The following is a 12,734-nucleotide window of genomic DNA, read 5'->3' on the forward strand; positions in this document are numbered from 1 at the left end:
AGGAAACGCCGCATGGAAACTGAAATTATAGTTATTATTCTAGTCATTGTCATGTTTGTCGTACTTATCTATTTGTTTGCAAAGCTATTAAACGTCATTCAAAATGGGACATTAAGACGGCAAGAACAGCGCATACCGAAGTTTAACGATAAGAAATTAATGAGAGGCTACCGTAGCTTAAACCATCAAAGAAAGAATAAGTTCTTGGCCATTTATCTTACGGGTTTTTATTATAAAAGCACGTTAGCAATGTACGAGAAGCAGTTTCAACTCTATCAAGCAGAAGTCGAAAGACGAGGCTTGGACGCGAGTTAATTTATAAGATAGAGTATAACCTCCTGTAGCATGACCAACGGGAGGTTTCTTTAGTAGCGCATAGAAAGTCAGTAAAGGCCCGATTCGTTCAGCTAACAACCAGTGAGGGGATAAAGGGAGATCCCCGACTAATTGAAGGTTCACTTTATACTCGTGTTGATCTGGTAAGAGGGAGGGACTGACTTAGGTAATAAACTATTTATAGTGGTCATCTTGGGATAATCAATGTAATATGAAGATGGAGTGCTAAAATGCATTTACTGCTTAAGCAGAGGGGGCATATAATGAAATTTACCACTGAACGGCTAACTATTAGACCATTTGAGCCAGAGGATATGACGGCTGTCTTTGCTATTTATCAAGACGAGAATGTCTGCAAATATTTACTTCATAATAGTTGGACACAAAGTGATTTACGGAGAAACTTCACTAAAAAACTGAACAATAATAAACTGACAAAGGATACGGTACTTAACCTTGCAGTCCTCCGTGCTGATCAGGTTATTGGTGATTTATCTGTCTGGTATACGGATATGAAGGATACGATTGAAATTGGTTATAGCTTCTTGCCCGTGTCAGCAGGGCAGGGCTATGCAACTGAGGCTGTAAAAGGTCTCATTAATATGCTTTTTGACACTTTTGGCTGTCACCGCATTCAAGCTAATTTGGATGCGCGGAATCGAGAATCGGAAAAGCTATGTCAACGGGTTGGAATGAGAAAGGAAGCGCATTTTATCCAGGATTTTTGGAATAAAGGTGAATGGACAGATAGCCTTGTCTACGGGCTACTACAAACCGAGCATCTTCAGGGGCATGCTTAGATTTGATGTTGGGCATCTAGTATGAATATATCTGCTAGCTTGCGACGATTTAAAGAATGAAGTTAATCTGTTCATTTGTCAAGGTGGCACCCAGATTAATTCAATGTTCGTTCTTAAGCGTGATTTATGCAGCAATTGTCATAAAATTAGTCAGTTTACTTAAGTGCGCTCGCATCTAGCTCATTTACTTTGCCCTTGTCTGCTGCATGCTTTATTGGCAAGCTTTACGTCATAAACTAGTTAACTTGCGCACCTGAAAAATAATACCGCGCTTAAAACAAAAAGCTAAGGAAAATCAGCAGGCAGGCGCTGTCCAAGATAGTGATGATCATTAATACGCTTGGATACGCTGTTTAAGATCATTAACGATTTCATTTCTGTCGACTTTTTCTGCGGCGTTTTTTAAGTGAATAAGACAAACCTCGAAGCCCATTTTTTTATTCATTCGCGCCATCCACCGCCCAATTAGAGAGAGCTGACGTAGGTAATCTTCTTCATTTTTGAGTTGAATACAAATGTACAAATTAATTCCATAAGATTTTGTGTAAACCTTTTTAATGTTGACAAAAGGTATTTCTTTGCCGGCAATTATGCCCACCGAATAATTAATTAAATGATCGTGTTTGATAATGACTAAGGGTCGATTGGAAAATGTCATTTTTGCAAGGGAGAACGTTGTCAAGCTAAACCACAAAATTGCGATTAAGCCAATAAAAGCGATTAAGTAACGCCCATTTTGTTCCACCGCCAAATTGTAAGAAATAATAACGCCTTCAGATGCGAGCACATACCACACTACAAAGATAGAGGTCGCTAGCATAAATAATGAGAGTACAAGTAAGATAAAATAAGCTGTTTTACTTTTTTCAATAATTTTATCCTGTTGCGCCATCGTTTCTTCACCTCCATGTTATATAATGCTAATATTGTATCATAGATTAATTGCCGTTGTTGTACAGAAGAAAGTTGAAGTTTGTTGCAGATTAACTGACTGTAAGACCTTGATTGATTAATGATTTATTTTAGATGATCTTGACTTTAGCTGAGCAAAGTCTAATCAGTAGAGGAGTGGTGAAAAATGATTATTTTAGGTGGCTTATTTTTTCTAGTATTGGGAACGGTTTCGGCTTTTTTTCCTAATGGAGTGATCGAGCTTGAAATGATGTTTAAAGCGAGAGAATACGAACCGGCTGAGTCTTATATTACACGAACACGTTTCCTTGGCGTTATTTGGATGATTATTGGGGTGTTATTTATTTGGTTAGGTATTGCAACCATATCATCATAAGACATTATTTAGTTGAGCATGAATAAATGAATCATGCTATTAAAAGGAATCTGTAAAACGTGGCTCGTAAATCATTATTAGAGTAAAATGATATGCCTATTTTATTATGTTGTAAATCTGGTTTTAATTATAGCGAATTATTAGATGATAAAGAAATAACTTTGAAGCGCTAGCGGTAAGTTAATTCAGCAGAGCGCTTCTTTATCTTGTCAGTTGTTATCTTACATTGGATGTTGTTTTGTCTAGGCAGGACCAGATAAGCCAGTGATTAACGATTCACTTTATGAGGATTGGTCCTGTTTATTTTTATTTTGGCCTAATTAACGTAAATTCTTTGTCTAGACTAGCGTATTGGTTTCCAGCTAAGCGCGCGACAGGATTGAGTTCTTTCGTGTTAATATAACTTCTGTCTAAAACGGATTCAGCAAAACAAAAATTGACCACTTTCAGTATAAGTAAGTCAGTGATGACCACTTGTTCATCATTCTTTACGGGAACATATTGATGTAAGATTGATTCAAGCTTAATCTTAGGCTCGTTAAGCTGAGGTGGTGCAACCAGCTTGCTTTCTGATAGTGTGAAATTAGTAAGGCTTAGTTCGCTTTGATCAGGTGGTAGGGAGGTACATGTTGCATTCATGTCCTCTGCGATCGTAATGTCAACAATATGAACGACTGCTTCTTTCTGGTCTAAAATATTTCTTACCGTATCTTTCATGTGCCCATTTGCGCGAAGGGAGGAAATGGTTAGTAATGGTAATTGGTCAGATGCACCACTAAAGAAACTGAACGGTGCTATGTTAACTGTCTGCCCATCCTGTGCGAGAGTGGTGACTAACGCAATAGGGCGGGGAACGACGGAACCAATGATGTACTTGTATTGCTGCTTTACCGTTAATTCACTTGCTTTAAACGATTTCACTAGTTAAACACCTCTTAATTAAATAGTAAGTGGACGCTAAAAGAAGGGCAGCATAATTGCCCCTATTCTACTAATTTTAGGATGCTTGTGCTTAATAAGCAAGCAGAAAGAGGCGATAAATGTAATTTGTGTTACGATAGAGAAAATATCTGCTTAACGAGCTTGCCATTGTGAGTCTAAGCATTTTTTATTAAAACTATTAGTCGTTTAGCCTTGGCCTCACAATTCATTAGCAGACATAATGGGTAATCGGATAAATGGATAAAAATGCTTTAAATGCGCATTTTCTTGCTTAAAGTTAAATAGAGCTTTATAAATCCAGCATGCCAGTTCTGGGTTAGCTCTAAAACACGTGCTTATCACTAATCTTCCGAATCCGCTTATTCACCACCTGAAGCAATCTGTCCATCATTGTTGTACTCAAATTATTTCTCATCCGCTTATAATAGAGAAATTCTGGCCAATATTCCGCACCTCTTGTTAATTTAAAATTCCCTACCCCTGAACTCATGTGAAAGCAGGTTGTTTCGTTTACTTTCATCAGTGTATAGTAAGTCAGCAACCGGTAAATTCCTGCTTCTTGGGGATAGGTCAAATCATAGCCCAAGATCGGGACGGTAATGACCTGATCTAACGTCCAGCTCATCGTCACGCCGACTAGCTTATCATGATCAAAAATGCCGGTAAAGGTAGTATTTTCGACCGCAAACATCTCGATAATAAACTTGCGCGTATACTGAGGATTGATGGTTGAATACTTCTCAATGTAGAGCTGTTGATACAAGTCGACAATCCGATCGGCATAATACGCAACATCAAAATCGGTCTTTACCGTCAAATCAGTTTGTCGGGCAAATTGGCGATCTTTTTTGAAGCTTTTTTTCTTTTTAATTTTTTGGGCATCATCAGCAATGTAGACCTGTCGTGATAAGAATGGTTGATAGCCTAGTTCGGTTAAATTTGCGATCAAGCCTTTATTTAGACAGGCATTTTGGGAGCGGAAAATAATGGTCCGATTAGGCAATTGTTTGGCAACTACTGCTTCGATTTCCGCTATTTCTGCGATTGATAACGATTCAAACAGATTGGTTGAGAACAAATAGTTACCAACGTATAAGACCTTATCCGTTTTGTTTGGAACGATCCGCTTTAGACCTTTAAAGAGGGCAGAGAAGATGGTGGCACCTTTAATGTTAACAATCTTTAATTCCTCTTGGGCATAATCTAGATATTGTGCTCGTATAGAAGTGACATAGGACTGGTTTGGTTTATAGTCGGCATCGACAAGCAGCATCAGTTTATTGCCAACTTCTAAAGCGTAGCATTCCGCATTTGTTATGTTCGCGATTAGTGCAGATGGGTCGTTGCTCATCAGCACCCTGATATAGTCATACAAAGGATGGGTCACGTTTTGACATTGTGAGAATTGATCGGCACGGTAGAGTTTAACTTGACTCATCGTCACTTTGCTCCTTTCGTTCACTTGGGGGTGGGTATGAAATATCATGAACCACAAAATCGGTCACGTTCAAACCAAGCTGCCTGCCTTTCACGTAATAGCTTGCTAACACCCAGGGCAACATGCACCAGGTTTTGAATGTGAACGCTTCTTTGAGCACATCATTCGCCTGTTTATATGACCTAATTGTTTGGCGCCAATTTCTTCGCGTTATAATCCTCCACCACCAGACCAACTTGATCCCATAGCTGTCGCTCCGGATGGCTTGTGGCTTTACTTCACCTAGTAAATGGGCAATGAGATTGTCACCATCTAGTATCGCACCGACGGTTAAACGCGGGTTACATTCAATTGGATAAAAATCAGTACCGGTAAAGAAAAAATCAAAGCTATAGAAGCCATTTGCACCTAGATTTTCGGCTAAGCGTGTTATCAGCTGATCCAGTTGAGGATGCTGAAACGGGACATAGGTGATGCTGGCATAGCTTTCTATGCCTAAATTGGTATCATGGGCAATTACTGACACGAGCTGGCTATCTTTAATCATTAGGCAGACACAAATTTGCTGACCGGCTAATTTTTCTTGGACAAGATAGGCCTTATTGGTCGGAGCCTTACTAAATGCGTGTTCATCTAAGAAAACCGCTTGCCCAAACCGCGAGTATTCTGGTTTCACTAGGTTTTGAGTGAAGTCGACGTCTTGTCCGTAATATTTCTCTGTATGCGGGACAGCAATCCCTATTGATTCACACCAGTTGATAAAATAATATTTATTATGCAACGTTTCTAATAGGGGTAGCTCACCGATTAGAAAGGTAATCCCAAGCTTGTGTAGCTCTGCTTGCAGTTGTGCATAATAAAGGGTTTCTTCATTTATTGGTAGCAATAAGTCAATCGCGTTAGCCTGTAAGTAGGCGAGGACTTGCTTGCTAAATAGAGTCCAGTTTTTGGCCGGTGAAGCGATCAGCTTAACCTCTTCAAAAAAAGAACTATAGGTGGCAAAAGTCGGACTAAAATGCTCGAGCATAAAAAGCTTATGGCCTTGTTCACTTAATTTCTTGGCAAAATATAAAGCTAATGGCGAGCGACCGCCAGTTAGTGCGATCCGCATGGTTAGCTACCTACTTTCTTTAAAGGTGGAGCTCACACGACGTAGCTTCCGATCGTTCTGGTAATCAAGCTTGGTAAAAGTGATGGTGATCACCAAGTTATCGCGACACGCACTCGGAAAGAGCTGTTGTAACTGCTTAATAATGGTCTCCTCAATTGTTGCTTTCAGAGCTTTATCATCGATTTCCAATAATACTTCAATTTCATATTCACTGTGCTGGATACATTGGAACTGACTAATCGCATCACTAGCGCGTGTAATCGCATAGCGAATAAAATCAGGGAATATTCGAACCAACCCTTGATCAGTGGTTACTTTAAAGCAATCATCCTCACGCCCTTCAATGCGCTCGAGGGCAATAAAGCTACTGCCACAAGGGCAAGGCGTCTCCTGTTCGACTAGAATATCGGTATGACGATAACGAACAAGCGGTTGAGTGCTTCGATAAAGATCGGTGATAATCGGCACAAAGCGTCGTGACTTTTTGTCAATATATTCTTTTTCGATATAAACAATATCCTCATTTAAATGCATCATGCCTTCATGACAACTGATACCCAAAAAGCCCTCGGTTGCTTGATAGATTTCTTTTAATGGAACCTTCATTTTTGATTCAATATAGTCGCGATCAGTTTGCTCTAACACTTCGGCAACACTGAATATGTCCTTGAGCGGATAGGTTCGTTCATGTTGATCGTAGTAGCTGGCAATTTCTCTAAGCATTGATGGTTGAGCGACGATAACGTTGGGACGTAATTGCTCTAGCTGAGTCAGATTTTCCTGCACAGGTGTTAATAAGTCAAAAAAGTGCAACGTGATCCTCTTCTGATTAATACCGGTATAGAGATTGTTGCTGGCCCGCATAAAAAAGGCAATTACAATGGGTGTGTTTTTAAATTTTTTGCGATTAATCGCTTTTTTCATCATCATTGCTGCCCATTGGACGACCTCTTGATCACTAACTAAGAAAACGCCCTGATTGCCGGTTGTTCCCGAGGAAAGACCGACCGAAATATCGCCAAGCTTTGGTGAGAATTCTCGGCTTTCTTCAGCATGCAGAGCAATTGCTTTAGCTTCCTGTAAGCTCACACCGCGTGTATTTAATTGGTCAAATTCACGCATCATCACATTTTTATTCATAATTGGGAATGACGCATAGGTCGGCGCAACTGTGTCTTTAACTACACTGTGATAATAAGGCGAATGTTTAACGACTGTTTTCAGTTGCTTAGCTAATCTTCTTGCTTGTAACCTTCTAAACCGTTGAGGATACATGCGGTTAAGGAATGCTTGATAGCTGATGTCTAAATAAGTAGAAATAAAGGTTTTAGCCTTCTTGATTGACAATTCGGTGACCTCCTTTTACCTGATCCCATTCCATTAATTGTGCAAGTGAATGTGGGCAATGACTCAGTAAAATTGGAATATTCTGATGCTGCTGGTGCCAGCGACTGAGCTGATTAATATTTGCCATCATGCCCTGATAATTATGGACAATTAGTCGAGTAACCGGATGGGGCATGCGTTGCTGCTGAATGGTCTCAATATGCCAGGCAACGTCAACGCCAAACACTACTGGCCCTTTACTGGTTTGAAGATAAAAAATGTGCTGACCGATTGCGTGACCAGCCATCGGAATGGCGATGATGCTCTGATCACCCAGCAAATCATAGCCAAGTTGATTATCAAAGCCATATGCGGCCATTGACAAGCTGTTGGCATCTTCAAAATATGAATGAGGCGCGATAGAAGGAAGTAGTTCTTTAAAAAATCCTTTGCGTAGCTGCGCTAGTCGTGATTGCTGCATAAGTTGTTCTACATCATGTGAATACTTTAGCTGCTGATATTTGACCTCACTTAGCCCACCTAAATGGTCTGGATGGAAATGAGATAGAAAAACGTGATCAAAAGTTGCCTGGTAGATCGACGATTGAGCTAATTGACCATGTTCCTTATCCATAATTAAGTGCTGATAAATATAGCGTGGAAACCGAGCTAATCGCTGTAGAAACTGCTGTCCATAGCCTACGTCGATTAAAAGCTGACCGAACTCAGTGTGCTGGAGCGCTAGACAATAGATCGGATATTTTTGTCTTCGCCATGATCCACCTGACATCGTAAAGAACGGTCGCTGCCGAGCATGGGCAACCTTAACCACATTAATGGTGGTAATCATCGTTTTCTGACCCTCAGAATTTGCCCACCAATGGATAGTCCCGCCCCCGTACCCAAGAGCATGACAATTTTCTGGTCCCAATTCTTCTCACGCTTTAATAAGTAGTCAAGCGTATAGGGAATCGAAGCTGCAATCGTGTTGCCTGTCTCACTGAGAATATTGACAACCTGCTCTGCTTTAAATTGCGCCAACCGACTTGCCAGCATGAGACCAGCGCCACTTGCTTGGTGCGGGACGACAAAATCAATATCGGTCACAGCGACATTGCCTAAGGCATATAGGTCTGCTAAAAAGGCAGGGAGCTTGTGTTTAACCGATTTTAACAGGTTGAAACCATTCATATGAAAATAGCGATCACTTGCTTGTTCAGGGTGATATAAACCATTACCGCCCGCTTTTATTTCGGCGTCATGCGCGTATTCGGGATAGGTAATGAATTTTGAACTTAGTATATCTAAATCAAATTTGGCAGTTGTTTCTTGTTCGGTTGAGAAGATAAAGGCCGCACTAGCATTGCCAATAAGTGCATAGCTTTCGAATGCCTCAGGATTAAGGGCATCATCACCGGCTTCAGCGGAAACAACTAGTATCTTTTTATATTTGTGCGTTGCTAAAAAAGCCTGGGCAATGTCACAAGCGGTAAGAAAGCTTAAACAGGTGGCATTGACATCAAAGCACGGAATTGGATGATTCTCAGTCAAAAATTTCTCCGCAATCAAACTGGCGGTACAGGGAATCGGCTGCTCAAATGTTCCAGAGGCACAAATGAGGGCATCAATGTCCTGATAAGTTAAATCTGCATCAGCTAGCGCCTGTAAAATCGCTTGTTTGGCTAATCTTGACGTACCTTGATCAAAGAAATGACGTTTATGTACCCCTGTTCGTTTCTCCGTTTCTCCGTGGTCAAAGCCAAATTTTTCATCAAGTTCATGTGAATAAACAATGCGTTCAGGTAAATAACGTCCTGATCCGATAAGTGTTAGTTTCATAGTTTTTCTCCACTCTAATTCTTTTTAATCGTATCAATATAGTGTTTAAGCCCTTGATCAACAGTCATAATCGGTGCATACCCCAGCTTTTCCTTAGCCAACGTAATATCTAATGTTTGACTATATGCTAGAGTGTTGACGGTATACTTGGTTAACAGGGGCTCTTGCTTTAGGCGGAGCAAGTAGTGCACCGCTTCTAAACAGTTAGCAAGTTGATAGATTACCGTTTCGTTTAGTTGTTTAAACTTTACCTCTTCACCTAACAATGAAAAAATCCGCTCAATGACGACTTTGAATGCAATTGGCTCATCATTAGTTATATTAAACGTATGTTGATCAATGTCTGCCGCTTCAAGTGATAACCGCAGTGCATGAGCGACATTCTCAACACAGGTAATATCAATGACATTGCCAGCTCCTTTACGAAACAAGGGCACACCAATCTTTTGATTGACTTCCATCAAGCGCGGGAACAGACTGGTATCACCAACACCAAATAATCCTCGTGGGCGGATTACCACCACTTCAATTTGATTCTGATACTGCTTCAACAAGTGCTCAGCTGCACTTTTCGATTTAATATAATGATTTAAATACGTGTTATGCTCTGAATAATCCTCACTATCGGTTTCTTTAATATTAAACTGATCCTGACGTTTGGCATAAATGCTCGGTGTGGAAACAAAAACAAACCGTTTTACACCATTAGCAATTGACGCTTCGATCGCGTATTTTGTTGCTAACACATTGGCTTCGTAAAAAGCCTGATAACGGCCATAAACAGTTGATAACCCTGCACAGTGCAGACAGCTATCCGCATCCTTTGGCCATAATTGGTGCATATCAGTCTTGTTAGTCAATTCTAATGCCAGTGTCTCCACGCTATGTGTGTTCTTCAAATGCGTAAGCTGTGCTTCATTTCTGCCAATTGCGATGACGTCATAGTTGTTGTGAATCAGCTCTTTGATAACGTACTCACCAAGGAAGCCTGTAGCTCCCGTAACAATTACTTTGCCTTTCATTGTAAATATTACCTCTTCTCCATAATGCAAAGATGGCTGCATAATTTGCAAATAATTTAAAGAATCTCTTTCTCGTACTCTAGAAAATTTTAAAAAAGGTGTTCTATGGATGACAAAATACTGTTATCACGGTTATTGCATTCTAATTGCTAAGCGGCCATTACACCTTTGTTCTATTCGCGCGTTGAATTGTCAATTAAACAAGCTAATGTCATAATCTTTCGTCTTTTTTCGACATATTTCTATAATAGCATAATTAGCAAATGGATACGCTAGTGAACGTTGCAGCGAATTAACTAAAAAAAGATACCATTACAGCTAGTGTGATGGCTCCTATGTCGTTTAGAATAGGTAATATTTTTAATGGGGAAAAATACGCTCAGCAACTGTAGCATGATTAAATTCTTGCCCTATAACATCGAGAGGTACTTGCTTGGTTATTAAAGAGACTAGGAGAATAGCTAGATGTTGTGTATCGGATAATAACAAGATCCTTGTTAAATTTATTTTTTGATTAATAGGGAGTTACATTTGTCAATCTTAAAGAATTAATTAAGAAATTGTTAATAATTTGAATGTAAATATAAACCGATTAGGTTAACGTCTTTATAACATTTAACAAGTCATGTCTACAACAATAACGAATAAAGCCAAATGGTGTTTTAGCAGAAATCGTTCTAAACTAATTGTAGGCGGTTACAAACAAAAAGGAGGTACACGATGATTTTAGAGAAAACAGTTTTTTTGGGGGAAACGCTTCATTCAAAGGACGAAATCTTTAGCTTTATTGCTAAGCAAGCATATAAATTGGAGATCGTTCACGATGAGCAAGTGGCAGTCAGTGATTTGAAAAAAAGAGAGGCTGAAGTGTCAACAGGGTTACAGGATGGTTTTGCTATTCCACATTGTAGAACCGAAAATGTTAAGAAAACAGCTATCCTCTTTATTCGATTAGATAACGAGATAAAATGGGAAACCTTTGATGGGAAGGATGTTAAAAACGTTTTCTGTATCCTTGTGCCAGCAGGTAGTGAGAATAACAATGCTATTCACCTCCAATTAATCTCTAAAATAGCAGTTAATTTATTAGAGGATGAATTCAAACAAAAGATTGCAACTGCAAAAAGTACAAAAGAAATTGTTGAATTGATAAATTTTGAGGACTAGGAAGGGGTTAGTTAAATGAATATTGTCGGTATCGCAGCATGCCCAGCAGGGTTAGCACATACGCCAATGGCAGCATCAGCATTAACAAAGGCAGGTAAAAAACTCGGGTACAACATTAAGATTGAACAGCAGGGTGTTATGGGGCAAGTGGATAAGATTACAGCTGAAGAGGCGACAGCGGCTGATTTAGTAATTATTGCCTCTGATCAAAAGCTTGAAGGCATGGATCGCTTCGAAGGGAAAAAAGTTTACCGAGTTAATATTAACACGTGTATTTCTTCACCGGAAAAAACGATTGAAAAGTTAGTATCTGTTGCACAAGGAGGAAACTAGAATGAAGAAAATATTGAGTACAGCAAGAGGGCACTTAATGACTGGTATTTCCTGGTCAATTCCGATGATTATTGGGGCAGGGATGTTGGTTGGTATTCCATCAATCATTGGTCTAATGTTTGGAGTAACCAGTTGGGGCGAGTTTGCGGGGACAGGTACGATTTGGCAATTTCTTGAGTTAATTCGAAATGTAGGCTGGGCAGGTATTGGTCTTTTTAATGTGGTGCTAGCTGGATTTATTGCTTATTCAATTGCTGATAAGCCTGCAATCGGTGCCGGTTTCATTGCTGGTTACTTTGCCAACCAACGTGGGACAGGCTTTTTAGGTGCAGTTGTTTTGGCCTTTGTAGCTGGTTATGCAGCGAAGTATTTAATTAAAAAGATGAATTTTAACAATCAGTATTTACAGCAAATTAAAGGTGTCGTGTTTATCCCGCTCTTAACAGTGACTGCAGTTGGGATTGTGGCGGCGATTGTCGACACACCACTCGTTAATTTGAACTTAGGTCTTGTTAATTGGATTAGAATGATGTCAGAATCAGGCACAAATAGCTTATTGCTAGCTGTTATTATTGGCGCTATGATTGCAGCTGACTTAGGTGGTCCGATTAATAAAGCTGCTTTTACCGCAGTGACAGCGCTAATTGCTGAGGGGATCTTTACACCAGCTGTCTTTATGCGGGTTGCGATTTGTGCGATTCCATTAGGCTATGCGTTAGCAGTTTTTATAAAGAAAGACAAGTTTTCAAATGATCTTCAAGGTCAAGGAATTGGTGCATTCGTTATGTCACTGGTCGGAATTACTGAGGGGGCAATTCCGTTTGTGTTAGCGAATCCACTTAAGTTGACGATTATTAATATTATCGGTGGTTCGGTTGGTGCTGGTTTGGCTGCTTTGTTAGGCGCGGCAACGGAGATTCCGATGTTCGGTGGCGTATACGGCTTTCTTGCTGTCACGCAAAATAGCTGGGCCTATCTTGTTGGCGTGCTAGCTGGAGCATTAATCGTCTGTGCTGGAGCCTTAGCTTTTGGCGATTTTAATGTTAAGAAACTAGATGAATCTGCTGATGCCGACGAAATAGTATTTGAAGAATTGTAAGCAGATATGGGTTACTGGGAACCAGTAACCTCA

At 40.0% G+C, this 12,734-nt stretch carries 14 protein-coding genes; 6 read left to right on the plus strand and 8 right to left on the minus strand.

Annotated features, from left to right (window positions below; translation table 11 throughout):
* The first annotated feature begins 12 nt into the window (after nucleotides 1–12).
* Together BM000_RS06175 and BM000_RS06180 are read left to right on the plus strand one after the other, a co-directional pair.
* Nucleotides 13–315, plus strand: coding sequence for a hypothetical protein (locus BM000_RS06175; RefSeq protein ID WP_091495925.1), 303 nt, complete (start codon nucleotides 13–15; stop codon nucleotides 313–315).
* Between the two features lie 284 nt (nucleotides 316–599).
* On the plus strand, nucleotides 600–1,136 hold the full coding sequence (locus BM000_RS06180; protein WP_091495927.1) for a GNAT family N-acetyltransferase: 537 nt from the start codon (nucleotides 600–602) through the stop codon (nucleotides 1,134–1,136).
* Between the two features lie 331 nt (nucleotides 1,137–1,467).
* Here BM000_RS06180 and BM000_RS06185 read toward each other — a convergent pair whose 3' ends face one another.
* Nucleotides 1,468–2,028 (minus strand): STM3941 family protein, encoded by a 561-nt coding sequence (locus tag BM000_RS06185; protein WP_091495929.1) that lies wholly within the window; start codon nucleotides 2,026–2,028, stop codon nucleotides 1,468–1,470.
* 186 nt (nucleotides 2,029–2,214) lie between these two features.
* Here BM000_RS06185 and BM000_RS06190 point away from each other — a divergent pair, with 186 nt between their 5' ends.
* Nucleotides 2,215–2,424, plus strand: a complete 210-nt coding sequence (locus tag BM000_RS06190; protein ID WP_091495931.1) for a DUF6199 family natural product biosynthesis protein — start codon at nucleotides 2,215–2,217, stop codon at nucleotides 2,422–2,424.
* Between the two features lie 306 nt (nucleotides 2,425–2,730).
* Here the strand turns inward: BM000_RS06190 and BM000_RS06195 are convergent, their stop codons facing one another.
* The 7 genes from BM000_RS06195 to BM000_RS06225 all read right to left on the minus strand — a co-directional run bounded on the left by BM000_RS06195 (nucleotide 2,731) and on the right by BM000_RS06225 (nucleotide 10,102).
* Nucleotides 2,731–3,345, minus strand: coding sequence for a flavin reductase family protein (locus tag BM000_RS06195; protein ID WP_091495933.1), 615 nt, complete (start codon nucleotides 3,343–3,345; stop codon nucleotides 2,731–2,733).
* 343 nt (nucleotides 3,346–3,688) lie between these two features.
* On the minus strand, nucleotides 3,689–4,804 hold the full coding sequence (locus tag BM000_RS06200) for a hypothetical protein (protein WP_091495935.1): 1,116 nt from the start codon (nucleotides 4,802–4,804) through the stop codon (nucleotides 3,689–3,691).
* Nucleotides 4,791–5,915 carry an ATP-grasp domain-containing protein gene (locus BM000_RS06205; RefSeq protein WP_091495937.1) on the minus strand — a complete coding sequence of 375 codons (1,125 nt, stop codon included), beginning with the start codon at nucleotides 5,913–5,915 and terminating at the stop codon, nucleotides 4,791–4,793. Before BM000_RS06205 ends, BM000_RS06200 begins: the two co-directional genes overlap by 14 nt.
* A 6-nt stretch (nucleotides 5,916–5,921) precedes the next feature.
* Complete coding sequence (locus BM000_RS06210) at nucleotides 5,922–7,262, minus strand: F390 synthetase-related protein (protein ID WP_091495939.1); 1,341 nt, start codon at nucleotides 7,260–7,262, stop codon at nucleotides 5,922–5,924.
* Nucleotides 7,243–8,091 carry an MBL fold metallo-hydrolase gene (locus tag BM000_RS06215; protein ID WP_091495941.1) on the minus strand — a complete coding sequence of 283 codons (849 nt, stop codon included), beginning with the start codon at nucleotides 8,089–8,091 and terminating at the stop codon, nucleotides 7,243–7,245. Before BM000_RS06215 ends, BM000_RS06210 begins: the two co-directional genes overlap by 20 nt.
* A complete protein-coding gene (locus BM000_RS06220; protein WP_091495943.1) occupies nucleotides 8,088–9,080 on the minus strand; it encodes a 3-oxoacyl-[acyl-carrier-protein] synthase III C-terminal domain-containing protein in 993 nt (330 codons plus the stop codon). The genes BM000_RS06215 and BM000_RS06220 overlap by 4 nt, the downstream gene beginning before the upstream one ends.
* Nucleotides 9,081–9,094: 14 nt before the next feature.
* A complete protein-coding gene (locus BM000_RS06225; protein ID WP_177178230.1) occupies nucleotides 9,095–10,102 on the minus strand; it encodes an NAD-dependent epimerase/dehydratase family protein in 1,008 nt (335 codons plus the stop codon).
* Nucleotides 10,103–10,822: 720 nt separating this feature from the next.
* Between BM000_RS06225 and BM000_RS06230 the strand changes: the two genes are divergently transcribed.
* From BM000_RS06230 to BM000_RS06240, 3 genes are read left to right on the plus strand one after another with little or no spacing between them, the layout of a single operon-like run.
* A complete protein-coding gene (locus BM000_RS06230; RefSeq protein WP_091495947.1) occupies nucleotides 10,823–11,269 on the plus strand; it encodes a PTS sugar transporter subunit IIA in 447 nt (148 codons plus the stop codon).
* Nucleotides 11,270–11,284: 15 nt separating this feature from the next.
* Nucleotides 11,285–11,602: a PTS fructose transporter subunit IIB gene (locus BM000_RS06235; protein ID WP_091495949.1), complete on the plus strand. Its 318-nt coding sequence runs from the start codon at nucleotides 11,285–11,287 to the stop codon at nucleotides 11,600–11,602.
* A 1-nt stretch (nucleotide 11,603) separates the two neighbouring features.
* Nucleotides 11,604–12,701: a PTS fructose transporter subunit IIC gene (locus BM000_RS06240; protein WP_091495951.1), complete on the plus strand. Its 1,098-nt coding sequence runs from the start codon at nucleotides 11,604–11,606 to the stop codon at nucleotides 12,699–12,701.
* Nucleotides 12,702–12,734: the final 33 nt, after the last annotated feature.

It is taken from the genome of Amphibacillus marinus (assembly GCF_900110345.1).
Taxonomy (GTDB): Bacteria; Bacillota; Bacilli; order Bacillales; family Amphibacillaceae; genus Amphibacillus_D; species Amphibacillus_D marinus.

What these genes read in the sequence shown, in the direction of transcription:
- BM000_RS06225 (WP_177178230.1), bottom strand. Translation starts at nt 10,102, where the DNA reads ATGAAAGGCAAAGTAATTGTTACGGGAGCTACAGGCTTCCTTGGTGAG.
- BM000_RS06180 (WP_091495927.1), top strand. Translation starts at nt 600, where the DNA reads ATGAAATTTACCACTGAACGGCTAACTATTAGACCATTTGAGCCAGAG.
- BM000_RS06205 (WP_091495937.1), bottom strand. Translation starts at nt 5,915, where the DNA reads ATGCGGATCGCACTAACTGGCGGTCGCTCGCCATTAGCTTTATATTTT.
- BM000_RS06220 (WP_091495943.1), bottom strand. Translation starts at nt 9,080, where the DNA reads ATGAAACTAACACTTATCGGATCAGGACGTTATTTACCTGAACGCATT.
- BM000_RS06190 (WP_091495931.1), top strand. Translation starts at nt 2,215, where the DNA reads ATGATTATTTTAGGTGGCTTATTTTTTCTAGTATTGGGAACGGTTTCG.
- BM000_RS06235 (WP_091495949.1), top strand. Translation starts at nt 11,285, where the DNA reads ATGAATATTGTCGGTATCGCAGCATGCCCAGCAGGGTTAGCACATACG.
- BM000_RS06215 (WP_091495941.1), bottom strand. Translation starts at nt 8,091, where the DNA reads ATGATTACCACCATTAATGTGGTTAAGGTTGCCCATGCTCGGCAGCGA.
- BM000_RS06185 (WP_091495929.1), bottom strand. Translation starts at nt 2,028, where the DNA reads ATGGCGCAACAGGATAAAATTATTGAAAAAAGTAAAACAGCTTATTTT.
- BM000_RS06175 (WP_091495925.1), top strand. Translation starts at nt 13, where the DNA reads ATGGAAACTGAAATTATAGTTATTATTCTAGTCATTGTCATGTTTGTC.
- BM000_RS06240 (WP_091495951.1), top strand. Translation starts at nt 11,604, where the DNA reads ATGAAGAAAATATTGAGTACAGCAAGAGGGCACTTAATGACTGGTATT.
- BM000_RS06200 (WP_091495935.1), bottom strand. Translation starts at nt 4,804, where the DNA reads ATGAGTCAAGTTAAACTCTACCGTGCCGATCAATTCTCACAATGTCAA.
- BM000_RS06230 (WP_091495947.1), top strand. Translation starts at nt 10,823, where the DNA reads ATGATTTTAGAGAAAACAGTTTTTTTGGGGGAAACGCTTCATTCAAAG.